This window comes from Vibrio sp. 99K-1, from assembly GCF_013114585.1.
Classification (GTDB): domain Bacteria; phylum Pseudomonadota; class Gammaproteobacteria; order Enterobacterales; family Vibrionaceae; genus Vibrio; species Vibrio chagasii_B.
Genome location: NZ_VTXF01000010.1, coordinates 85,177 through 108,904, shown reverse-complemented (window position 1 = coordinate 108,904; position 23,728 = coordinate 85,177). Strand labels below are relative to the sequence as shown.

Genomic DNA, 23,728 nt, shown 5'->3' with positions numbered 1-23,728 from the left:
CAGCGTTTGAATTGCAAGTTTTGACAGAAAGTTAAAGACAAAAGTGCAGCATTATCTGCACTTTTGTCTTATTATCAATGATATAGTGATAAACACATCGTTTGATATAAGAACATAGGAGAGAGGAATGCCTCGTTTTATTCAGATCCTACAAATTATCTTGGCAGTGGTGATTGGTAGTTTCATTGGTTACGATTTGATCTTGCACGGAATCAGCATCTTTAACGAAAAATACGTAACCATTACATGTGTATTGTGGTTGATTGCTGAGATAGCACTGTTTGTTATCTACAAGCTCATAGAAGACGATTAGTCTTCTATTCATTAAAGAATTTCAAAGCCCCTGATTATGAATGTAGTCAGGGGCTTTTATTCATCTAGCATTAAGAATGGGTATTGCATACTCACCACTATTAGCAAAAGAACAAGCAACAGCATACAAACTATCCCAACAGGGAAAGAACATAGGCTTGCCTCTCTATCATCATAACCAGCTTGCCTAAATATCACGGAGTCGTTCAAATGAAACACCTAACTCAAGAAATGAGTGACTTTATAAGCAGAGGAACGGATTCTCACATTAGAGTAGCGGTCACGGGTCTGTCTCGTGCAGGTAAAACAGCATTCATTACCTCGTTGGTTAACCAACTTCTTCATACCTCTACTCATAAGAATCTACCGCTTCTTGCATCAGCGAGAGATGGAAGAATTATTGGTGCAAAGCGCATCCCACAACACAACATGATGATTCCGCGTTTTTCTTATGACGAAGCGATGGAATCATTAAATGGTCAGCCACCAGAGTGGCCAGTACCAACACGTGATGTCAGTGAAATTCGCTTAGCCATCAAATATAAGCCGGCAAAAGGCGCGAAGAAGTTACTGAGTAAAAACAGTACCCTTTATCTCGATATTGTTGACTATCCGGGTGAATGGTTACTTGATTTACCGTTACTGGACATGGATTTTGAAACGTGGAGTCAATCTCAGTTTGCCGCATTAAAAGGTGACCGAGAAACTTACTCGCAAGAGTGGAGTGCAATGCTTGGCGACGTTGACCTATTGGCTGAAGCTGATGAGAAGAAACTGGTTAACATTGCGGATAGCTACACTCAGTACCTTCATACTTGTAAGAGCAATGGACTACATTGGGTGCAACCGGGGCGATTTGTATTACCTGGTGAACTTGAAGGCGCACCTGTGTTGCAGTTTTTCCCCTGCACCGCACCACAAGGTAAATTCTCGAAAACAAGTAACTATGCGGTGCTGAAAGCACGTTATGAAGAGTACCAACAGAAGGTTGTTAAAGCGTTCTACAAGAATCATTTCTCAACCTTCGACAGACAAATTGTGCTGGTGGATTGCTTGCAGCCACTCAATGCCGGCTATGACTCTTTCATGGATATGCGTGGTGCACTTGAACAGTTATTGAAGAGCTTTAAATATGGTCGAAGCAATATCTTGAGACGTTTGTTTGCTCCGAAGATCGATAAGATCCTGTTTGCTGCGACCAAGGCAGACCATGTAACACCAGATCAGCATCCAAACTTAGTGTCACTGCTGCAGCAGATGGTACACCCTGCTTGGCAACAGGCGGCGTTTGAGCATATCGATATGAGTTGCATGAGTATCGCATCTATTCAAGCGACCAGCGCAGGTTATATCTCGTCGGGCTCGGACAATGTGCCAGCGCTGCAAGGTGTTACTTTGGATAACGTTCCTCAGACTATGTATCCGGGTGAGGTGCCACGCAAACTGCCGAACAAGCAGTATTGGGAAACCAACCAGTTTGATTTCACGAGCTTTAGGCCAATGGAACAACACTCTGATGAGCCTTGTCAGCACCTAAGGATTGATAAGGTTTTAGAGTATCTCATTGGCGATAAGTTGAAGTAATTGAGGTAATAAAAGATGAGTGAATTAAAAACAAAGCAGGTCTTTAATGAGCCGCTGAAGACCTCTTTTGATGACAATGATAATGCTTTTGGTAAACAAGGCGTGGGCGAAGCGACTCCAGAATTAGGCGCTCAGCAGTTGTTTACGGAACAAGAGAAATTTGTACCCGTAGCACCACAAGTTGAGAGCGAGCTAGATGGCGAAGCCGAGCAACAACTGGAACAGATCATTCGCCCAAGTAAAAAGAGAAAGTGGTTAGGTTCTGGCTTACTGGTTGCTTTCGCGGGCTTAGTGGGCTGGCAGGCGATTGATTCTGTCATCACTGCGATTCAATCAGCAGATTGGCTCGCGCTCGGTTGGGCAGGTTTCATTGCGGCAATCGCTTCATTGGGCTTAGGAGCAATCGGCAAAGAGCTGTGGAAGCTACGATCATTGAAAGATCACTTTAGCGTACAAGAGCAGAGTGAAGAGTTACTACAAAGCCAAAGTGTCGGCAAAGGCAAAGCGTTCTGTGAAAACATCGCTAAGCAAGGCGGCATTATTGCGGAGTCTCCGGCGTTCGATAAGTGGAGAAACAGCATCAACCCAGCACACAGTGATGCCGAAGTGTTGGATATGTACGATGCGTTGGTTATTGCACAGCAAGATAAAGTGGCAACTCAAATCGTGACTAAGTTCTCGACTGAATCGGCGGCTTTGGTGGCGGTGAGCCCATTAGCTGCGGCAGACATGCTGCTGGTGGCGTGGCGTAATTTCACCATGATCGACAAGTTAGCTGATGTGTATGGCATTGAACTTGGCTACTGGTCTCGCATCAAACTGTTCAAGTTGGTGTTAATCAACATGGCAGCTGCCGGCGCAAGTGAACTCGCGATTGATGCAAGCATGGACTTAGTTTCCATGGATCTGGCTGGCAAAGTCTCAGCGAGAGCTGGGCAGGGCTTGGGTGTTGGTATCCTGACTGCTCGATTGGGTCTAAAGGCCATGACACTGCTTCGCCCTATGCCTTGGCACAATGAACGCAAAGTAAAACTGGCCGACATGCGCAAAGCCGTCCTTTCTGAAATAAAGCGTATTACCCTTAAATAAAACGTACGTCTTTGAAACAAAATGTATGACATTGAGTGGTTTGCGAGCGAAGAGTAAACATATGTTTACTCTTCTTCTTGACTGAACTCAGACCTTAATTCACACTACTGTCAACTTATCCTGACACCTATAATAGGACTATTTGTGCGTCTTGAAGTATTGTGTGAAGACCGACTCGGCTTAACGCGTGAGTTGCTCGATATCTTGGCCTCAAAAAGCATTGATTTACGAGGAATCGAAATCGATGTTAAAGGCATTATTTACCTGAACTGCCCTGATATTGATTTTGATGCTTTTAGTGAACTTATGGCTGAAATTCGTCGAATTTCAGGTGTAAAGGATGTACGAAAAATACAATTCATGCCAAGCGAAAGGCACAACACTGAGCTGATCGCTTTGCTTGCTAACCTACCTGATCCCGTTATTGCGATTGACCTTAAAGGTTCAGTCGATATGGCAAACCACGCTGCACTCAACCTATTTGGCAAGCAAGAAGACGAAGTTATTGGCGAACCGCTCGCGTCCTTCGTACCTAGCTTTAACTTTGGTCGTTGGATCGAAGGTGAAGTTACACGCCACCGTGAAGTTGTTGTGTTGGACGGTTTAGACTTCTCTATTGAAATCCTACCTATCTATCTGGGTGGAGACGTCAACGAACCTGTGCTTGCGAGCGCGGTGATGACGATTCGTTCTTGCAACCAAGAGATGAATACGCCCGATGCGATTCCGGAACAGAACAACTTAGGCTTTGAGCATTTTGTTGGTGTTTCTAATCGCCATAAAGCGTTAATCAGCCAAGCTAAAAAACTGGCGATGCTGGACCAGCCTCTGCTGATTGAAGGCGATACAGGTACAGGTAAAGAGATGTTGGCGAAAGCGTGTCATAACCGCTCAAACCGCTCGTCTTTCCCATTCTTGATTCTGAGCTGTGCATCGATGCCTGATGACGTAGCAGAAACCGAGCTGTTTGGTCACGCCCCAGGTTCATTCAATCATGAACAAGGTCATAAAGGCATTTTCGAACAAGCCAATGGCGGTACCGTATTTTTAGATGAGATTGGCGAAATGAGCCCACATCTACAAATCAAACTGCTTCGCTTCCTACAAGATGGTTCATTCCGTCGTGTGGGCGAAGAAGAAGAGATGCACGCTGACGTTCGTATTATTGCGTCAACGCGTCACCGTCTTTCTGAACTTGCTGATTCTGGCTCGTTCCGTGAAGACTTGTTCTACCGTTTGAATGTACTGACTCTCTCTATTCCAGCATTGCGTGAACGTTCTAACGACGTAGCACCATTACTGGAACTGTTCGTAGCTAAATACGCGCAGCAGCTTGGTATGTTAAAGCCTAAGCTTACTCAAGAGTTAATCGACCAACTTGGTAATTACCAATGGCCGGGTAACATTCGTCAGTTAGACAACATGGTATTACGTGCGCTTACTGAGCTCGATTCAGACACGCTATCGGTTGAGCAGTTCCACTTGCCTCAGTTAGAAACCATGACAACAGGCATGGCGAACTTGAGCTTAGATGGTTCTCTGGATGAGATCATGAAAGACTATGAGTCTCAGATCTTGGAGAAGCTTTACCAGTCATTCCCATCAAGTCGTAAGTTAGCTAAGCGTTTGAACGTGTCTCATACCTCTATTGCGAATAAGCTTCGTGATTACGGTATCAGAAAGAACTGATCGAATAAGACCTAAATTATGGAAGATTTGAGCACACCAGAACGCATTTACAAGCGAGATGGAAATCTGATTCTACGTACCGCTGAGATAGACGATGCGACGATGATCAGTGAGTACTTTCAGGTGAATCGAGAGTATCTCAAACCTTGGGAACCGATTCGTGAAGATGCATTTTTTGAGAGAACAGGCTGGGCACAGCGCCTAATTAAGCTAAACGAGCTTCATAAAATGGGGCTCGGCTACTACTGTTTATTGATTAATGCCGATACTAACGAAATGTTAGGGACTATCTCGTTCAGTAATTTGTCTCGTTTCCCGTTCTATGCATGTAACGTAGGCTATTCACTTGCAGAGCAAGCTCAGGGCCATGGTTACATGCGCAGAGGTCTCAGTATGGCGAAAGACTACATGTTTGACGTGCAGAACATGCATCGCCTAATGGCGGGTTATATGCCTCACAATGAACGAAGTGCGGGCGTACTTGAGCATCTCGGTTTTGTACGTGAAGGTTTTGCTAAAGATTACCTACAAATTAACGGTAAATGGGAAGACCACATACTGACAGCGCTCGTGAATCCTAATTGGGAAGATAGACGCAACATATAGACAACGCAGTCTATAAGCTCACATACGAGCAGTGATTTAAAAAGGCAGCGAATAGTAAGCGATGTAGCGTTGCTGCCTTTATTAAAAGAACATAGAGCCATGGTTGAACCATCGGCCTGAGAAGATATTTGAGGAATTTTGATGTCATACACAACTTTGGACGAATACCAAAGAAAATGGATTTTTACTCACCAATCGATGCCACTTCCGGCTGAGGATTTGGAAAAGATTAAGCCAATGACACAGGCAAGAGCGTCTCAGTTTTGGAAAGAGAACGTGAGTCCTCAAAGTCCAGATGCTGAGCGACTAAGCTCGCAAGATTGGCCTAGCAAGGCATCGAACTGGAAAGAAGAGATCAGCTGGATGGCACATTGGGAAGCCGATGAGCCGGAAATGCCAGAAGAGATCCTTAACTTTATTGACTGGCAAGATGACGTAACTGTTTATTTTTGTTATGAAAAATATAATGTTCTTGAAACCAAATGGGCCGTTTTCAAGAAGCATTGGAAGAACTTTTTGTTCTACGATGATGGTCCAATTCTGTTAGGCCGTCGTCGCTCTGAAGCGCTTTGGTTTGCGACGAATGGTACTGTGAAAATCGGTAACCGAGCATAAGCTGAAAACGAATTTTAAACGGTAGAAAAGCGAGCATAGTGCTCGCTTTTTTTATTTTAGTTGGGCGTAACGTTTACTCATTTTGTTTTCGTACATTTGCTCATCTGTTAGTCGAATTAACTCTTCGATAGGTGGAATATTTGACGAGTAAATAAGTGAACCATGGCTAAAAGTTGCGTGGCAATCTATACCTAGTTTTTGGGAATGTTTGTTAAAGTCGGATTGAACTCGGCTTATTATCTTATTTAGAGAGTCTTCGGTGATGTCTCTACACAATAAGAGAAACTCATCTCCTCCAAGTCTTCCACAAATATCATCCTTACGAGTGTTACGTTGAAGTGAATGAGAGAAGGACTTTATATATTGGTCGCCAATATTATGTCCGAAGTTATCATTAACATACTTAAGTCCGTCGATATCAAAATAAACAGTTCCAATACTCACGCCATTTTCTATAGTGCTATCGATGAATTTGGGTGACTCGCTTAATATCGCTCTACGATTAAATACTTGAGTCAATTCGTCGTGATTAGACGTATACTTCAATTTGCGTACTCGTTCCGCAGTATGTACTTCTCTTTCTAATAGCGCGCGAATGCTCTCCATTAAATTTATTTGTATTGGTTTATAAGAGGTCTCTTTAGTATCTAGCGCACAAAGTGTTGCAAACATGCTGCCGTCCGATTGGAAGATCGGCAAGCCTAGGTAAGAGACGTAGCCCATCTGCGTGAGTTCGGGATTGTCGCTCCATTCCTCTTTACCAGACGCATTTTTTACATAAAGCATTGCTCTGGTTTCCATCACTTTCTTGCAGTACAAATTGATGTCTCTGGGGATGATTTTGCCAGGGTTCGCTTTAACTCCTGGTGAAGAAGACATCGCAATGTTTTGGAATCCAACTTCAGACGTAAGAATAAGCCCAACAGCGGGAGCATTAAGCACTTCTGCTATGTTATTGAGCATGCTTTTCCATAAAGAGAGGTCCATTTCTTTCACTAGATCATTGATGGCATATTTAGAGCTGGATTGATAGATATTGGTAAATGGCATGAATGATCACCATTTTGGAATGTCATACTGTTGGCTCTAATGTCAAACTTCTGCCTTTGCAATCTGAAATAATGTATTTCCTTCCGTTTGTATTTTTAATAAGACAAAGGCATAACCCATAGGTGGTGTGTTTATAAAAACTATATAAAAAACGCTACGACCATATTTATTTCTTAATAAAAATAAGTGAACTCTATTTGTTTAAATAATGTGCTTATAAGGCGGTTTTCGATATGTAAATCACAATTTCACTATGGTTTAACCGGAAAGTATTGAATCAATAGGGGAGAGTCCTATATTGGGAAGTGTAGCCTTAGTGGAGGTGAAGTATTATGATTTGGGATACTCTCGAACGTGTAAATAAACTTCGCAAGGAAGCAATGGAGGATCCAGAATTCTTGGATTCAGCAAAAATGCATGAGGAATGGCTTTTGAGCGAAACTCATAACCAGCCCAATAAAGGAGCTAAAGAAAAGAAACCTAAAAAACTGTCTGACATCTATGAGAATACAGACTTTACTATCAACCCAAACGGAACGAAACATTAAACAATGATTAACTGTAACACGGCTGAGGCTCTTAACCCGAAAGCTAAGTACCAACGACACACACCAGCCTTTAGCCACCAATAAAAAAGCCACTTTCAATGTATCGAAAGTGGCTTTTTCTTTTCTAGCTGCGTAGAAGTGATATCTGCATTCAGTTCTAGCTGTTGATTAGGCTTAAACCACTTGGCAAAGCATCACCAAACACACGCTTAGATTCGCTCTCGGACAGCTCAGTTACTTCGCTAACCAGCGTTAACCAAGACTCTGGAACCTTGCTCTGCTTTAGCTTCTCAATCACTTGATTACGGTAATCGTCAGAGATATCAAACTGTCGGTCGCCAGTCTTGCGACAAATCATCACTGCGGCAAAGGCAATCATCTGCTCTTTCTGCCAGTTCTGCTCAAGTAATTTTGGTAACCACTGCTCAGCTTGCTCTCTAGGAATCACACTGTGCTGGCTGCCATACAAAGGGGTTCTTGAAGCCAGTCGACCTAGCGCCCACCAATGCGCTTGTTCAAACTGGTTTTGATTGATCGCTTTGCTTAGGAACCAAGACGCAAGAAGCACTTTGTCTTCCACTTCGAGTTGCTCAAGGGATGCCGCCAATCTAACCATGGCTTCATAACCATTGTCTTGGGCATCTTTAGCACTCTTAGGGTTCTTCATTGCACCTGGGTGAAGGTACTTAGCAATGTCGGCCAAGATAGTCTCTTGTTGCTCTTGGTTTAAACCACCCGCAACACGACGCCAGAAGACCCACCAGTCCGTCCAACCTTGGTGATTCTTAAACTGGATGTTTTGTTGATAAAGGCCCCAAATTTGCTCGATACGCCATGAGTCCGTTGGATCACCAAAGCCCGGGCGCAGCGAGTAACCCGCTAAACGCAGCCAGTTCTTCTCGTGTGCCTCTGAGCGACGACGACGTTTGCGACCTAACGAGAAGCTATCGAATAGATGACGGAGGGTGGTGAAATCCCACTCATCGCGTTTACCGAGTCGTTTCTCAAGATCTTTAGACAGAGTCTTGATCTCTTTCGATTCTGCACTCTTCTTATTGCCGCTGTAGAGGCGAGAAATCAGCTCTTTACACTCATCCAATCTTGGATGAAGTTTAGAGTTATCGGATTCTTCACCTTGCTTGTTTCTGACTTCAAATTCTAACAACCAACGTTTCGAGTCATCTTCAGTACTCACGCACTCCATTTTCAGTGTGCCGACTTCGGTTAACTGACAAGCGAGCAGCACTTCAACACGCTCTTTTTGGTTAGCTTGAAGCTCTGCTGTACCTGAGCCTTCCAGCGACGAGATGTAAGGTGGAAGAGGGGAGAATAGGTCAGGATCAACATCGACCATTACACCGTTTTGGATCGCAGTATCGTGAGCGATTTGATCGTGTGTTGAAGTCAGTAGGTTAAAACGAACCGGTTCGCCCAGCGTCAAAGAGAAACGACGACTGTTCAAACGGATTTCTTGGCCTTCTTCGGTACCTTTAGCAAGTAGACACAGTGCTTTACCCATCTTGTTCTTTTCTTGTAGATGTAAGAAATAAGAGCGAGCAGCACCACCCCCGATTTTAAGTTGGGCACCGCGGCGTGCCTTACCAAACGCAACCGCGCCAAGGGCAACAGACCAATCTGGGTGAGGGTTATCTAATACTGTGATTGGAGCGCCGTTCCAGTTGCCTAGGAGCTGAGTAATACGCTCTGTAACAAGCTCACTGTTGAACACACCGCCGTTAAGCAGCACACCGACAGGGATAGCAGCTTTCGTGTCATCGAACTCAATAGAGTCAGAGTTTTCCAGTGCAGCTTTAGACACTTGTTGGTGTGTCGTCAGGAATTCTGCAACGTGTTTACTGACTGCAGGATCGGCAACGTAAGGCAGGCCGAATTCGACTACGGCGCTGCGACGCTTGTCTGGCGTTTCGGTAAACTCAGACAGTGGGAAGAAGCCTTCCAGTGCGATTTGATGAACTTCTTGCTTGGTTAAGCCAATACTCTTAGTGCCGCCTAATAGCTTCGAACCGCTACCAAGCATTGTGATTTTGACATCGTCAGGTGCATCAGCAGAAAGCAGGCTCTCTTTTGCGGCGCGGGTCTGTTGAATCAGTTTGGTGAGGCTGGAGGCATTCAGTTTTTTGTTTTGATTGAAGCGCTGCTCTGCAAGATGAGCGAGGGCTAAATCTAGGTTATCACCACCCAGCATTAAGTGTTCGCCAACGCCAATACGGTCGAGTGCTAGTTCGCTATGGCCTTGCTTATCGGCATTGAACTGGGCTTCAATTAAGCTTAAGTCGGTAGTACCACCGCCGACATCACACACTAAGATCAATGGGATCTGTTGAAGCTCATCCGCCGCCGTTTGTTGGTGGCGCGCATACCAGTCGTAACAAACCGCTTGAGGCTCTTCGAGCAATAGAATCTGAACTAAGCCTGCAAGTTCTGCGGCTTCAAGTGTCAGCTTACGAGCTGTCTCATCGAATGATGCAGGAACCGTTACAACAACATCTTGGTCTTCAAGTTTGTTGCTTGGATTACGGTAGTTCCATGCTTGGCGAATGTGATTCAGGTAGCTCGCACTCGCGACAACTGGCGATACTTTATCGACATCTGCTGCGCCAGCCCAAGGGAGAATGTCTGAGCTACGATCCACCGCTTGGTGCGATAACCAACTCTTCGCACTCGATACTTGTCGACCTTCAACCTTAGCACCCAATTCACGCGCCCACTCACCGACGATAACATTCTTTATATCGCCTTCAACTGGGTTTGGTTCCCACGGCATAGTTAGGTCTGAAGGGGAGATTTGACCTTGTGCAGGGTGGTAACGAAACGATGGGAGTAGAGGCTTACGAACCACTTCACCAGGGCCGATAAGCTGATCGATTTCGAAAAGGGAAACGGGAGCGTGTTGTAGGTCGTCGTTAATTTCACAGTAGGCAACCACAGTGTTGGTTGTGCCTAAGTCAATGCCGACTAAAAAACGAGGAGTTGCCATACAAAACCTTATTCTTCCAGAGTGATGACCAGTGTGTTGATAGTTTTGGTCTTATTGTTGTTATTCGTATACGTCGTTCCTGAGAAACAGGTAGGACTGAATTGGGAGCGGTATTGATAAAATAACGGCACCCGCTAAGGTGCCGTTGATTCATTATGCTTCGTCGTTTGAGTCGTTGTTCGAATCTTCACGAACGTCGAACTCAACGTGCCATTTCTGACCATTGTCAGTGGCAATCGCTTCTAGGTATAAAGTACCAAGCTCAGTAACGCGAGAAGCCAAAGTAACCGGAACCACTTCACCTTCGCGACGGCCTTCAGAAACTGGCAGTGTTACTTGGATTTCAGGAAGCTCATCGAGCTCTTCTGGCGCCCAGTGATCAAGATGAGTACCAGCTTGATCTTCACGGCGAGTTGTTGAGCCGAAGAACTGGAAGTGAACTGGCTGACCAATCACTAGACCAAATTCTTGGCTAGGCACTTGAACGCTTGAGCCCTCTTCCATACCAAACGGTGCAACACACAGAGCTTCCATAGGAGGAGCCATACCTGGGATTGCAGGCATCGCGCTTTCAATACCTACGTAGTAAGCAGAAGCGATACCACCGCGGATACGAACGCCTTGACCACGACGTACCGCGCCGTAGTAAGAAGCACCACTTGCAACCGCAAGGTCTAGGTCTAGGCCTGAAAGTTGTTTAGCAAATTCAGCGTCAGCATTGATCAACCACTCGTTGATTGTGTCTGAAAGACGATCAGCAAGTAGGTTAGATTTTAGAACACCACCGTTGAACAGGATTGCTGTTGGTTTGATGAAGTCAGCAGCAGGCGCTTCAGCACCTGGCATGCCCGGCATATTTGCAAACGGATTGAAATCTTGTTGAGCCGTTTCACCATTTCCAGAAAGCGCGTTCGCTTGCTTAGAAAGGAATGCGGCAATGTGACGAGTGATACCGGCATCTTGTGCGTAAGGCAGACCCATTTGAGTCAGTGCACCACGCGTTTTTTGTACCGGGTGATCAGTCACAGCAACTTTAGGGAAGAAGCCATCAACCAATGTTTGTTGTACTTCTTGCTGAGTCAGTTCTGTTTTTAGCGTCGCGCCAAGTAGCTTAGAGCCACGGCTAGGAACCACGATTGGCACAGCTTGAAGCTCTGCGTCGTTCAGTAGCGCTTCTTTTGCGTCACGACATGCGTGAGTCATCGCTTGAACTTGCCAAGGTGCCAGTTCTTTGCCTTCTTGTGCTAGCTTCATCTTCAAGCGGTAAGCCAGAGCCAAGTCCATGTTGTCGCCGCCAAGTAGGATGTGTTCACCTACAGCGATACGGTTCAGGCTCAGGTTGCCATCGTCTTGAGTCACTTCAACTAAAGAAAGGTCGGTAGTACCACCACCGATATCCACAACCAGTACGATGTCGCCAACGTCTACTTCGTCGCGCCACTTGTCGTTGCTGTTATCGATCCAGCTATAAAGCGCTGCTTGAGGCTCTTCTAAAAGCGTTAGATGAGTGAAACCAACATTACGTGCAGCTTCAGCTGTTAAATCACGAGCGGCAGGGTCAAACGAAGCAGGAACCGTGATTGTTACGTCTTGGTCTGCCAGTTTGTGTTCTGGGTTCGCGTGGTTCCAAGCGTCTTTAAGATGCTCAAGATAAAGCTCAGTTGTCTTAAGCGGAGATACTTTTTCTACTTCTTCTGGGCTACCTGCAGGAAGGAAAGCATCACGACGGTTTACACCACCGTGGCATAGCCAAGATTTCGCACTAGCGACCAAACGGATAGGGGTTTTAGAACCAAGGTTACGAGCAATCGCACCAACCAGTGCTTTTGGCTCAGAAGACCAAGGTAGAACACGTGATGCTTCGTTCATTTCGTGCTCGTGCGGTTGGTATAGGAACGAGCCAAGTTGGCTGCGAGTTTCTACTGTACCAGGAGCCGTAAGCTGAGGAATTGGCATTACCTCAACACGTGCATCTTCATTGGTTGTGTCGATGTAAGACAAAACGCAGTGTGTAGTACCTAAATCGATACCAACGCTGAATTTAGGTGCTTGCTGTTCTTGTGAATGTTCTTGGTGTTCCATTATAGCTCTACCTCTGCCGGTGCAATTACAGATGCATCGTAGTTTTCAGCAAGCTTAGGTAGGTTCATGTCAGTTGCTTTCCAGCCTTTGTGAACAAGTGTACCGTTGAATGGTGCGTTACCTGTTACGTTGCCTGTTAGGCGGATTTCTTGAGGGTTGAAACCTTCAGCTACTGTGATGCGAGTCTCTTCATCTTCGCTGCGGATATGAGCAAGCGTTACGTAGTCTGCTAGTACTTTTTGACCGCCTGTGTGAATAACACGTGCAGCTGCGCCAACTTCTTCGTCAGAGAACGAAGTCAGGTCTTCTTTTAGGAAGTCGATTAGTCGCGCTTCTTGTTGCATGATAGACAGTAGCTGCATTGCAGAATCTGTTGGTGCTGTTGCCAGCTTAGATTCAACTTCTACTACTTTTTCGATGACTTTCTCTACTTCAACAACTTTTTCTACTTCGACAATCTTTTCAACTGGCTTTTCAACTTCAACGATCTTTTCTACTGGTTTTTCTACGACTTTCTCAACCACTTTGGTTTTACGAGAAACGGCAATTAGCAGTAGTAAAACGCTTGATGCAGTAAGGCCTGCGTGAAGCATATCAAACGTCTGTGGGATTAGGTTCAAATCAACGATCATAGTGATTTTTCTCTTTAAATTGATTTAACGGTATATTCGTCGGTTTCATTGAATATACAGGTTGGAAAGAAACGCATTGGCACAAAACCAAAATGGTCGCTTTCAAGCTATAAATATGAATGGATACTAGCATATTCAAGGCTTAAGAGTGGTAATTTATGTTTTCAAACAAGTGGTTTTTGAGTGTGTTAGCTTGAAATTTAGTCGAGATTTGGTCGATTGTTAACCTGTGATGTAAGGGCGAAGTAAACTGTGCACGATTTATGTCATTTTTAGGACGAAAACTTAAATGGAGCATCATTCCCTTCCGTTATATACTTTTAGCTCATCGAAGCCTAATTGGAACCTTTATGCCACACACTACCGACCCACTAACAGGGTTGAAGAGACGGACGCTCCCACTGGTCGTATTTTCGGTCAGTTTTTTGATAACAGTGTTGTGTTTTATACTCGTCGCACTTAACCAAAATCGTGCTTTAAACATGAATTTGGACAGTTTTGCTAAACACCAAACACTGAGCTTGGAAGCGTTTATCGACAATGATGTGGCCTACATAGGTTCGGGTGCAAACTTCTTCTATTCGAATGATCCTGAAAATTGGGACAAGTTCGATCGATTCGCACAGCAAACCATTAACGGTTCAAAGAGCTTGATTGGCTTGCAGTGGATGCAGAAAGTTGCGGCAGATGAAATTGCCGAACATACCGCGAAAATGGAAGCAAAGTATCCGGCTTACCAGTTGTTCACTATCCCTAAACATGAAGAGAAAGCTTATGGCTACATTCTAAATGGAGAGCCAGCTTATATCGCGACTGATATTTACCCAAATACCGAAGCCAATGACAAAGTGATTGGTTTCTACTCTTCTCGTGAACGTTTTAGACTGATCATCGAAAATATTAAACAGACGCGCCAAGCGAATATCTCGGACAAAGTACGCCTTATTCAAGATGGTCTAACTCAAGATACGCCTAAGGCAGGCATGCTGGTTTATCACCCTGTGTTTGAAGGCGAAAGTGATAACCTACTTGGTGTTGTGATTGGCGTGGTTCGCACAACTTACTACTTTGAGAACCTGTTAGCCTCTGCCGTCGGTGATATGGACGTGTACATTCGCGTTACGGATACCGGGTTTGAAGCTGAAGACTCCCCAATTCTATTTGAAACTCAAGGTTATGAGGGAGTAACAGGGCACCATATAACTAAGACAATCGAGTTGACCAACCGAAATTGGAAGATCGATTACAAGATAGATGCCTGCATCTCTTTTTATGGCTACCTAGTACTAACTGGAATTGCCTTAGTCGGAACAACCATCTCATTGTTGTTAGCGTACATCGTGAATATGCAGATCAGAGAAAAAGAGCGCCTGTACCGCATGCTAGACAAAAGAACGGAAGAGCTCCGATTCCTTGCGAACCACGATAGCTTAACTGAAATCTATAACCGACGAGCTTTCAATAAGATGTTTGATAGGGCGGTTAAGCGAAGTGAGTCATTTAGCTTGATTGGGTTTGATGTCGATAAGTTTAAAAGCATCAATGACAAGTTTGGTCACCCTGCTGGCGATGCTTTGCTTGTGCATGTCATCAAGTTGATTTCGGTAAACCTGAAAGAAGGGGATAACCTTTTCCGTTTGGGCGGAGATGAATTCTGTATTATTTCGAGCATCTCAAATCATGAAGCGCTAGACCGCTACTTACAATGCATTCTAAATACAGTAAGTCACTCTCATTGTGAGCATAAAGGGCAACAGTTAAGCTGCACATTGAGTATTGGTGCCGCGATTCATACCAGTGAAGACACAGAAGAATTGCTGCAAAAAACAGACAGTATGCTTTATCAAAGTAAGTCAAATGGCCGAAATCGAGTTACAATTGCAGGCTAAGTGAGCACTTGATGCAACTGGGGTCGAGTTCTGTATTGGGCTCATGTACAATTTCACAAAATTTTTTACGAGAGAATTAGGCGACGTATGAATCACAATCGAGTGGTGTGTTTCGATTTGGAAATGTGCTGTTGGAGCGAAAATGGTGTAGGAACAACAGGCGAGATCATTGAAGTGGGTCTTGCTGAGATTGATCTAGCATCTGGAACCATCGTGAAACGAGCACAATATTACGTTAAGCCAGAAAAAGACGAAGTTTCTCAATTCTGTGCCGAGCTAACCGGCATTACTCCACGCAAAATCGAAAAGCAGGGTCGTCCGCTAGAGTCAGTCATCAAATCGATGATCAAGAACTTTGGTGGTCCAAACAAGATCTATGCTGCGTGGGGACGCGATGACCTGATTTTACACAAAGAGTGTCAAGAGAAAGGCATCGAGCCACCATTTAGCGAGTTCATCAACATTGCGACGCTTTATCGCGTGCAGAACCGTTTGAAAGACAAACGCATCGGCCATCGAGCGGCTCAAGAAGCAAAAGACATCGAGTGGGAAGGTCGCCAGCATTCTGGTTATGTTGATGCTTACAACCTTGCGAAGCTTGCTCTGACGATGCTTTAGCAATAAGCGAATATTAATATTTACTTCGAAATATAAGAAAGCCACCTGGATAAGGTGGCTTTTTTACATCTTCCTGTGGGCTGTTATTACCATAGTGACTAAATAAATCATCATCGTTCGCGTATTAAGGTATTTATTTCCCTAGCATTATCTTGAGCTTATCGCCTTTATCAAAGAAATGATGCTTCAATGCCCCCAATATATGTAATGTCACTAACGACATAAAAACTTTAATCGCAGTAGCGTGAATCAAAAACAGTAAAGAAAATACTTCTCTAGAGGTTGCACTATCGCTAAATGCCCATGAGTACAAACTGAATACTGGCGTATCAATCAGTGCCATGCTTAAACCTGATATAGCGATAAAGGTCAATGTAACTGCTTGAACAAATTGAACTACTTTAGGCAAGGTGAACTTGCGTTTCTCTGGCTCTGGTTTAACTAACATTCTTGCAATTAATATATTGATGAGAATAAGGACAATTGAGCCGAGTATCTGATGAATTAAAATCGTTGGATACTTGTCTGAGAAAGGCAGAAGTCGGCTTGATATAAAACCGAGAGTTAACGTTAGCATTACCCCACTAAACATCCCCCAATGAAGAAAATCGACTTTATTAGCGAGGTTATTCTTTACTCTATTATCTGATCGTTTTTTGAACATTATGAGTTCCATTATTAGCGTGTGAAAAATCTATTATATTTCTCAAGGCTTTGTTATGGATGTGTTTGTCGAATGTTTAATATTAATAATCGAATAGCCATTTAATTAATATTAAATCGTTAGCTTGGCTCTTGATGAGTCTTTTATCTCTGTTAGCGTGTGCAACATCTAACCAACGGAGGTCCTATGAAGCGGTTTATTAAAAGTTCCATCGCATTGAGCTTATTAAGTATAAGTTCATTAGCGTTTGCACAGCCCGTTGTGCTTATCAACACATTTTCGGTAGATGCGAGTAAGCATGAAGAAACCTTAGCCTATTGGGAAAGTGCTAGAGACGTGTTAGTTCAACAACCCGGTTATATCTCTACTACGTTACATCGAGCGTTAAGCACAGACGCCACTTACCTTTACGTAAACGTCGCAAACTGGGAAAGCCAAAAGCACTTCATAGATGCCATCTCTGTAATGAGAGAGGAGCTACCTGCTCTGAATCTTGAGGGCGTTACTGCTGATCCTAACCTTTACGAAGTTATCCGAAATTAATAGAGAGTGTCCTGAATGAAATATGTACCACGACTGTTTTTAGTTATTTTTAGCTTTTTGTTCTCGGTTAATAGCTATTCAGCTGCCTATGGCGTATCGATTGCTTGGAAAACACAAGATGCTCAAGCTGTATTTGATGTGATGCCTCAACAGAAGAAAGCATTTGCTAACTTAATTGATGCTGGCTTAATTCACGATATGTTTGTTTCTGAAAGCTTTATTGGCGAAAAGCAGTTTCCAATAATTAAATTTGTAATGGAAGCCGATAGTGAAGAGGAAGTAAGACGTGTTATTGGAAATCTGCCTTTTCAATTTAAAGAGCTAGCTGAAATAACAGAAGTAAGAGACATCGGAAGTAAATGGCTAGATACTCAAGTTGCTTTTAAAAACTATGCGATTGAGTTGACTTGGAAAGAGCCTGAAGATCAAATGCTGGTAGATAAAATTATTAGTGTTGATTTACAAAAAGTGGTCGATTGGAGCACTCAAGGCGTGATTACTTCGGCTTATATAAAAAATCAATCTATTGCCGAGCCGAAGCCAAATCAGACAGCGATGATTCGACCAATATATTCTATCGCGGTATTGGCAAAGGATGAGCAACATGCTCTTGATATTGCTAATGAACTTAACGCGGTTAAATTAGGCTTCGCTAGCGTCAATGTCAGTGAATTGGGCTTTAAATTATCCCTGTGATTTTGAATTAATGTAAACCCTCGTGTTATTCTAAGGTGAGATTATTAACAGTGTTAGCTCACCTTATGAATAATAATAAATTACAAGAGTATGATTTGGTTATTGAATTTGATGACCGTACATTGATTAACCCGTCATTGAATAAAGTCGTGACATTGTCGCCATCAGAGTGTCTGCTTTTAAAGCATTTAATGGACAACTGCTCACAAACTTTAGGTCGTGAATTCCTTTTAACGCATTGCTGGCCGGGGCGCATTGTTACTAATAGCTCTCTGAATGTCGCAATCAAAAATGTTCGCAGTGCGCTCAAAGAAGTAGGGTCCGACTGCAAAGTGATTACGGTACAAAAGGAAGGCTATTGCTTTGTTGCTCCTGAGAATAGTACCGTACCTGATAGCTTTGTTGCACCTGAGAGCTTTGTCGCATCTGATAGCAGTGTCGTATCTGAAAGCCTTATAGGATCAGAAAAATCAGCAGCATCAGAACACTTTGCCGAACAAGACAAAGACATACCGAAATCTGCCAGTTTGGGAGACAAGGAGGATTCTACTCGCTCGGAATTCACTGTGTTGGAGTCAAAATCAGCTTCTGATTTAAATGAATCAGCTGACACTCACGGGCTATCAGAGAATACTCAAGCACAAGGCAAGCATGCATCTTCTAAGTTTATGCCGCTTGTTAGCGGACTCGCGGTAAGTCTGTTTATAGTCATTATCCTGTCTTATCTTGGGTTGTTTATGGAAAGAGCTTCCATCAAGGGTGTCGATGTATACCACGACAATGTCGAGTTAGAACCAGAGTTGGTGGAAGACTTAACCTCACTTGCTAAGCCTGGCGTAGAGGCGATCTATCTCCACCGTATGGGTATAGAGTGTGGTGGCATGCAAGTGGTGGTGTTAGACGAAAGTGGTTGGCACGACATTAGCGCAGATTTCAAATCTAGGCGCTGCTCACAAGGTCAGAAAGAGGCTGAAAAGGTAGAAGGAACTGCAGATGAAGCGTAACTTTTGGCTGCCGATTGTTGTAACCGTATTTGTGATCTTAGCGTTTGGCTTGGTCTCCGGAGTAGCGTCCAAAGGTTCGTATCAGTTTGAAAGCCAGTACGATAATTATGGCCGGGAGGTTTTGACCCTTGAGCTAAAAAACGGACGCTCAAAAATGCGCTATGTTGGCTACGACCGAAACGGACGAGTCGTGCAAACCAAACAGTTGTTTGGTGTGTTTTTGCGTTGGGGGAATCACTACTATTTCTATCAGCTTGAACAGCACCAAGCCCACGGGAATCAAACCTTCAACGTTAAAAATCTGTTTATCAAGCACCATGATAACAAGCGTAGTGTTTTGATATCCGATCAGCGAGGTGCGTACATTACGAAAGACGGTACTATCTTAGAGCTCAATGGCATTCTTTATGGGAAGGCAATGCGTTGATTGTGATGCAGCACACTGAGGTGATTAGTGAGATCTGGTTGGTTGGAATGGGGTGTTACTAATAATCTAGAGCAGCGTTGGGTTAATTGCCTAACGCTGCTTATTTGCATGATTGGCTTAGTCTTCGCCAAGTACGTCAAGTTTGCTCTTGATGAAATCTTTGTGGTCAACGTAGAGCAGTTCAGCGGTTTTTCTGATCACTGAATCTTCAAGTGGATCAATCTCTCCATCGGCATGAGCCACTTCCCACATTGCCTTAATCAGGTCGATTCGCACTGTCTGTGATAGCTCACGCAGTTGGGAGGTGAAATCATACAAAGAAACAGATTGTTCAACTTGCGGCTCAGCTTGTTGTAACAAGGCTTTCGACTCTTCTTCCGTAATGTCCAACAGACGTTGCAGTAAGTTCAACTTCGCTTCTTGTTCTGATTCGTTGATCTCATGGTCTGCGCCTGCGACTTCGCATAACAAACTGGCGATAGCTAAGTTTGGTGAGGCAGTAGGCGTTTTGCCTAAATCAGAGCCTTCGACCAACTGTTTAAATAACGATGTAAGTGAATTAAACATAAGAGCGTTCCAGTAATGGTGAATAATATAACTATTGGGCCTACAGAGTGTGATCGCAAGCCCCTTTACTTAAAACTGACATTACGTATAAGCCAGTAATAAGGAACATATTAGGTTGGCTCTGGAAAACGCGTTACTTTGCCATCGCCGCTTAGGGTGGTGATGGATTGTGGTTTGCCTTCGCTATCTAGCCTTAATTCACCAATCGCGCTGCGGTTCGAAAGGCGATAGAAGGTTTGATTGTCTGGGCTTCGCTTTTCTATTTTTAAACGCTTACGTTTGGTGAAATAGTTAAGCACCGAGCGTGGGCTATACAACAGCCGGTCACATACGTCGCAGAATTTTAGCAATGGCGCAGGGAACTGGTTTTTAATACCGCTGCAGGTAATCTGGTAAATGTTCGGACTGTTGCGGCGATATCTAAGCTTAATGTCGTAAGCAAAGGAGTAGTGTACATCACCAGAAAGTACCACGAAGTTCGTTGGTGTTTTGGTATGAGTAAAGATACTAATCAGCGTGTTGGCACTACCAGGGTGCGCCATCCAGTTCTCAGCATCAATCACCAGTGGCTTACCTACTGTGGTAGCCATCTTTTGCAGCGTTTCAATAAACTTCACGCCAAACATCGGTGCGGCGGAGATAATCACCACTTTATCTTGATGAAGTAACTGATGTTGGAGTTCAACCAATGCTTCCCAGTCCATCAAGCCGGACGGTTTGTTCATCCGAGACTCGGAGCGCCAGCGGCGGGTACGAGTATCCAACACAATCACTTTCGGCGAAGTGTTGATGGTGTAGTGCCACTCTTCAAAGCGATCGAGCATTTCAAGATACTGTTTGTGTCTTGCAGGTTCGAGTTGCCCAATAGGCGCTTCAATAGCTTTTTCGCTCTGATTGGTATTCACCAACTCCGAGAACAGCTCTTTCGTTTGCTCCATAAAATCGTGGTTGAAGTTCTCCGGTGCATTACCCCAACCTTGGCACATCCAATAAGCCGCAAGGCCGTTACCAATGACTTGTGTCGCAAACTGGTTTTGATCCACCGCATGCTCCCAACCAACGGTGAGGTTCCAGTCGTCAGTGACATCATGATCATCGAAGATCATGTACGTTGGAATATGAGAAAATAGACGCTGTACTTGCGGCAGACCGGCGATGAAATCATCGATGATGACACTTTCATCACGCCATTGTTGCTGCTCAGCTGGTGTGAGCTGGCGGCCAGCCTGCATGAAATTATTCTCGATCAACCGTTCGCGGTTAATGCACTGCCACAAGGTCGGTGACCAAACCAGCAGATACATGGCAATAAATTCAGACAATGTCACTAAGTGATTTTCACAATCAGTGGAGCTGAAGATGGGTATTCCGCGTTTAGGGAACAACTTATCGAGCAATGAGTGTGATGTGTTATGGTGTGGTAGTAAATGATCACGTTGATAGAGGTGATAGTCGCTGTTAAACAGAGCTTCACTGCTATCGATTTTTCCGTCTAATGAATCGGTCGGTAGTTCTTCGCTCACTAATCCAAGTAGCTGAATCACTTGATGAATCGCATCGAGTGTTGGACCGGCAACGTGATCAGCGTAGATCTGGTCGCCGCTCATCATCAGCATATCTGGACGCTCTAATACGGCTTGCTGCTCAACTTTATTATCGGCTGCGACTAGGCTGTCTTTGCTTAGATGATGAGGGTTACGACAGGAACCATGCAAGATGTAGTCGGCGCTGGTTGAGATCTTAAAGGTTATTCTTGGCGCACCAGTGGTGTCTTGTTGCTCTTGGTACACTAAATGCGGAGCCAACTTGGTCAACGCACCTTGATCAGTCTCTATCTGATATTCCAAAGGCGTGTTGGTTGGAAACTCACCTTTTAGTTGAATCAGGCTTACCCAAGCATGTGTGCCGACCTGAATCGATTCGTGTTCGCTCAGTGGTGACCTATAGAAAGGGGCTTCTTGGCCTTGGTTGTATAGCTCTGCATTACCATTGAGTGGTGTACTCGTAACAACCCAAAGTACAACCTCAGTCGCGGTCGTCTTTCTTAAAATAGGGCCAGCGAGTAAGAAGGGAAGAGAAGATGTCATCGGGCGTTTCAAGTCGATTCCTAAATCTTTGGTGGTTAGTCGTTCAGCGCTTGGGCGTTGTATTCTGGAGCGGCCATTTCATGTTCATTGGGTTCAATGTCTGGCTCTGTTGATTCCAGGATTTCGATAACTTCTGAGCTAGAAAGTTCATGTCCCATCAGAAATATTGCTAATAGGGCGTCGGCTTTCGTTTTGGTATCAGAAGGCTCATCCAACACTTGCTCGAGTTTTTCTCGAATCATTGCGATCTCGTGCTCAACAAAGCCACGGCCTTCGCTGTCCCCTTGGTTTTCTTCAGGGGCGTTATCGAATTCAAGAAAGAGCATCTCACCGTCTAATTTTGTGTTGATCAGTCGCTCTGGCAACCATTCCTCACCCATAACGATATCTGGGTCGGAATCATTGGGTAAGTGGTCTATAATGTTTTGTAATTCTGAGACTTTCACAATACTTTCATTTAACCGAGAATATTCTTCATTGTAACGGTCTATTCCGATCAAACCTAAAATTTGTTGGCTACAATGGTCAATAAATGTCTAACCAGTACCACAAAACTTATTACAAAGAGTAATTAAACAAGAATGAAGCGCAAAATTTCACCGAAGCTCATCTCGTATGGGACGATTCTATTAAGTAACGCTTTCTTAGCGAATAGCGTGGCGTGGGCTGCTGAAGAGCAAGAGTGGGGCATTGCGGCAATGTTCCGTACTGCCAGTATCCCGTATGACACGTCTGGTGGTGATAAGACAGTAAGTTCGTTTGTTCCGATGTTGTTCTTTAAAAACGACTACGTGTTCATTGATGGCACGGAAATGGGCGCTTACCTATATCAAACTGAAGATGAAAAATGGTCTTTCAATGCCATATCTCGAATGCGCTTTATTGATATCCCAGCCTCTGAACAGAACGCAATTGAAGGTGATACCGCTGACTTTGGTGGACAACTGACATACCAGTTGGACGAACAGTGGGCGGTTGAAACGGAAATCATGAGTGATAGTGAATTCAACCTTCACAGCAATTTGCGTGCGAAAGCGAAGTACGAAACTGGCGATTGGGAGTTCTACCCAAGTGCAACACTGCGCTATAAGAGTGCGGATTTTAACAGTGAATACTACTCAGCTGCGGGTCAGTCGATCGGTGCAGGTGTAGATTTAAATCTTGGCGTTGAAGCGCGTTACCATGTTATCTCCAACCTTTATCTATTGGGTTCAACCAGTGTGACTCGATTGGATGATAACGCCTACGACTCTTCCATTATCGAAGATCGTTATCAGGGCGAGCTTTACCTTGGTTTTGGTTTCTTTAATGACAAAGAGAAAGCGCCTAAGCCTAAGTTAAGCAACGCACCTTATTTACGTGTGGCGCATGGTTGGGCAACGCCGTCGAATATCGGCGACATCATGAAATTCAACACCGAGAAAGACGAGTACAATAACCAACTCACATCATTCTTTTATGGCCACCCTTTGACTGATGAGATCTTTGGTTTGCCGTTGGATATCTACTTAACGCCAGGTATCGCTCACCATTGGAGTTCAGAGGTTCAATCCAGTAGCACGGAATACATCATTGCAATTAAAGCGTACTACACCTTCAACTGGCCAACTCAGTGGCGATTCGGTGTCGCAGAGGGTATGTCTTACATAGATTCGATTACTTATATCGAAGGCTCTGAAATGGATCGTAAGGGCTACACGGCAAGCCACCTGTTAAACTACTTGGACTTCTCATTTGATGTGAACGTCGGTGACCTTATCGGTAAGAATGACCTCAACAATTTATGGTTTGGTTACTCACTGCATCACCGCTCGGCGATCTTTGAAAATGCGTCCCAGTTTGGACGTATCAAAGGTGGCAGTAACTACAACACGGTTTACTTCCAATACGAGTTCTAAAGTATTACATCTACTAAAAATGCCGCTCCAAATAGAGCGGCATTTTTTATCATTAAAGAAAAGAGCTAATCACTATTGGTCACTGATAATTAACTATTCGAAAGCCACTTCAACTGAAACCTAATATATG

Annotated in this window: 21 protein-coding genes and 1 pseudogene; 14 read left to right on the top strand and 8 right to left on the bottom strand. The window is 44.2% G+C overall.

What is annotated here, in order from left to right:
* Positions 1 to 127 precede the first annotated feature (127 nt).
* The 6 genes from F0228_RS10085 (at position 128) to F0228_RS10060 (ending at position 5,895) form a co-directional block, all read left to right on the top strand.
* Positions 128 to 313, top strand: coding sequence for a hypothetical protein (locus F0228_RS10085; protein ID WP_008222261.1), 186 nt, complete (start codon positions 128 to 130; stop codon positions 311 to 313).
* Between the two features lie 209 nt (positions 314 to 522).
* Positions 523 to 1,896 (top strand): YcjX family protein, encoded by a 1,374-nt coding sequence (locus F0228_RS10080; protein ID WP_061031621.1) that lies wholly within the window; start codon positions 523 to 525, stop codon positions 1,894 to 1,896.
* A 15-nt stretch (positions 1,897 to 1,911) separates the two neighbouring features.
* Positions 1,912 to 2,985: a TIGR01620 family protein gene (locus F0228_RS10075; protein ID WP_171762202.1), complete on the top strand. Its 1,074-nt coding sequence runs from the start codon at positions 1,912 to 1,914 to the stop codon at positions 2,983 to 2,985.
* Positions 2,986 to 3,129: 144 nt separating this feature from the next.
* Positions 3,130 to 4,674, top strand: a complete 1,545-nt coding sequence (tyrR, locus tag F0228_RS10070; RefSeq protein WP_102425570.1) for a transcriptional regulator TyrR — start codon at positions 3,130 to 3,132, stop codon at positions 4,672 to 4,674.
* Between the two features lie 18 nt (positions 4,675 to 4,692).
* Positions 4,693 to 5,280 carry a ribosomal protein S5-alanine N-acetyltransferase gene (gene rimJ, locus F0228_RS10065; RefSeq protein ID WP_004741545.1) on the top strand — a complete coding sequence of 196 codons (588 nt, stop codon included), beginning with the start codon at positions 4,693 to 4,695 and terminating at the stop codon, positions 5,278 to 5,280.
* Positions 5,281 to 5,421: 141 nt separating this feature from the next.
* A complete protein-coding gene (locus F0228_RS10060) occupies positions 5,422 to 5,895 on the top strand; it encodes a DUF2947 domain-containing protein (RefSeq protein ID WP_004741544.1) in 474 nt (157 codons plus the stop codon).
* 51 nt (positions 5,896 to 5,946) lie between these two features.
* Here the strand turns inward: F0228_RS10060 and F0228_RS10055 are convergent, their stop codons facing one another.
* Positions 5,947 to 6,945, bottom strand: coding sequence for a sensor domain-containing diguanylate cyclase (locus F0228_RS10055; protein ID WP_171762201.1), 999 nt, complete (start codon positions 6,943 to 6,945; stop codon positions 5,947 to 5,949).
* Between the two features lie 332 nt (positions 6,946 to 7,277).
* Between F0228_RS10055 and F0228_RS10050 the strand changes: the two genes are divergently transcribed.
* Entirely contained in the window at positions 7,278 to 7,493 is a 216-nt protein-coding gene (locus tag F0228_RS10050) for a hypothetical protein (RefSeq protein WP_008222272.1), read from the top strand.
* Positions 7,494 to 7,650: 157 nt separating this feature from the next.
* Here F0228_RS10050 and F0228_RS10045 read toward each other — a convergent pair whose 3' ends face one another.
* From F0228_RS10045 to F0228_RS10035, 3 genes are all read right to left on the bottom strand, one after another.
* The gene (locus F0228_RS10045; protein ID WP_171762200.1) at positions 7,651 to 10,491 is read right to left on the bottom strand and encodes an Hsp70 family protein; all 2,841 of its coding nucleotides are present in this window, start codon (positions 10,489 to 10,491) and stop codon (positions 7,651 to 7,653) included.
* Positions 10,492 to 10,644: 153 nt separating this feature from the next.
* The gene (locus F0228_RS10040; RefSeq protein ID WP_061031615.1) at positions 10,645 to 12,573 is read right to left on the bottom strand and encodes an Hsp70 family protein; all 1,929 of its coding nucleotides are present in this window, start codon (positions 12,571 to 12,573) and stop codon (positions 10,645 to 10,647) included.
* A complete protein-coding gene (locus F0228_RS10035) occupies positions 12,573 to 13,205 on the bottom strand; it encodes a DUF2760 domain-containing protein (protein ID WP_019822547.1) in 633 nt (210 codons plus the stop codon). Before F0228_RS10035 ends, F0228_RS10040 begins: the two co-directional genes overlap by 1 nt.
* Before the next feature lie 350 nt (positions 13,206 to 13,555).
* Between F0228_RS10035 and F0228_RS10030 the strand changes: the two genes are divergently transcribed.
* The gene (locus F0228_RS10030; RefSeq protein ID WP_061031614.1) at positions 13,556 to 15,094 is read left to right on the top strand and encodes a sensor domain-containing diguanylate cyclase; all 1,539 of its coding nucleotides are present in this window, start codon (positions 13,556 to 13,558) and stop codon (positions 15,092 to 15,094) included.
* 87 nt (positions 15,095 to 15,181) lie between these two features.
* Positions 15,182 to 15,712: a 3'-5' exonuclease gene (locus tag F0228_RS10025; protein WP_061031613.1), complete on the top strand. Its 531-nt coding sequence runs from the start codon at positions 15,182 to 15,184 to the stop codon at positions 15,710 to 15,712.
* A gap of 133 nt (positions 15,713 to 15,845) precedes the next feature.
* On the opposite strand, the gene F0228_RS10020 is transcribed toward F0228_RS10025, so the two are convergent.
* The gene (locus tag F0228_RS10020; protein WP_171762199.1) at positions 15,846 to 16,376 is read right to left on the bottom strand and encodes a cytochrome b/b6 domain-containing protein; all 531 of its coding nucleotides are present in this window, start codon (positions 16,374 to 16,376) and stop codon (positions 15,846 to 15,848) included.
* Positions 16,377 to 16,562: 186 nt separating this feature from the next.
* On the opposite strand from F0228_RS10020, the gene F0228_RS10015 reads away from it, so the two are divergent.
* The 4 genes from F0228_RS10015 (at position 16,563) to F0228_RS10000 (ending at position 19,046) form a co-directional block, all read left to right on the top strand.
* Positions 16,563 to 16,919, top strand: a complete 357-nt coding sequence (locus F0228_RS10015; protein WP_116870363.1) for an antibiotic biosynthesis monooxygenase family protein — start codon at positions 16,563 to 16,565, stop codon at positions 16,917 to 16,919.
* Positions 16,920 to 16,934: 15 nt separating this feature from the next.
* Positions 16,935 to 17,615 carry a hypothetical protein gene (locus tag F0228_RS10010; protein ID WP_105059348.1) on the top strand — a complete coding sequence of 227 codons (681 nt, stop codon included), beginning with the start codon at positions 16,935 to 16,937 and terminating at the stop codon, positions 17,613 to 17,615.
* Between the two features lie 65 nt (positions 17,616 to 17,680).
* Complete coding sequence (locus F0228_RS10005; RefSeq protein WP_171762198.1) at positions 17,681 to 18,619, top strand: winged helix-turn-helix domain-containing protein; 939 nt, start codon at positions 17,681 to 17,683, stop codon at positions 18,617 to 18,619.
* A complete protein-coding gene (locus tag F0228_RS10000; RefSeq protein ID WP_171762197.1) occupies positions 18,609 to 19,046 on the top strand; it encodes a hypothetical protein in 438 nt (145 codons plus the stop codon). Before F0228_RS10005 ends, F0228_RS10000 begins: the two co-directional genes overlap by 11 nt.
* Before the next feature lie 117 nt (positions 19,047 to 19,163).
* Here the strand turns inward: F0228_RS10000 and F0228_RS09995 are convergent, their stop codons facing one another.
* The 3 genes and pseudogenes from F0228_RS09995 to F0228_RS09985 all read right to left on the bottom strand — a co-directional run.
* Positions 19,164 to 19,613, bottom strand: a complete 450-nt coding sequence (locus F0228_RS09995; RefSeq protein WP_171762196.1) for a TerB family tellurite resistance protein — start codon at positions 19,611 to 19,613, stop codon at positions 19,164 to 19,166.
* A gap of 110 nt (positions 19,614 to 19,723) precedes the next feature.
* Positions 19,724 to 21,712, bottom strand: coding sequence for an alkaline phosphatase D family protein (locus F0228_RS09990; protein ID WP_171762195.1), 1,989 nt, complete (start codon positions 21,710 to 21,712; stop codon positions 19,724 to 19,726).
* A 92-nt stretch (positions 21,713 to 21,804) separates the two neighbouring features.
* Positions 21,805 to 22,200, bottom strand: a pseudogene (locus F0228_RS09985) (hypothetical protein); the annotation flags it as partial.
* Between the two features lie 81 nt (positions 22,201 to 22,281).
* On the opposite strand from F0228_RS09985, the gene F0228_RS09980 reads away from it, so the two are divergent.
* Positions 22,282 to 23,598 (top strand): MipA/OmpV family protein, encoded by a 1,317-nt coding sequence (locus F0228_RS09980; RefSeq protein ID WP_008222110.1) that lies wholly within the window; start codon positions 22,282 to 22,284, stop codon positions 23,596 to 23,598.
* The last annotated feature ends 130 nt before the right edge of the window (positions 23,599 to 23,728 follow it).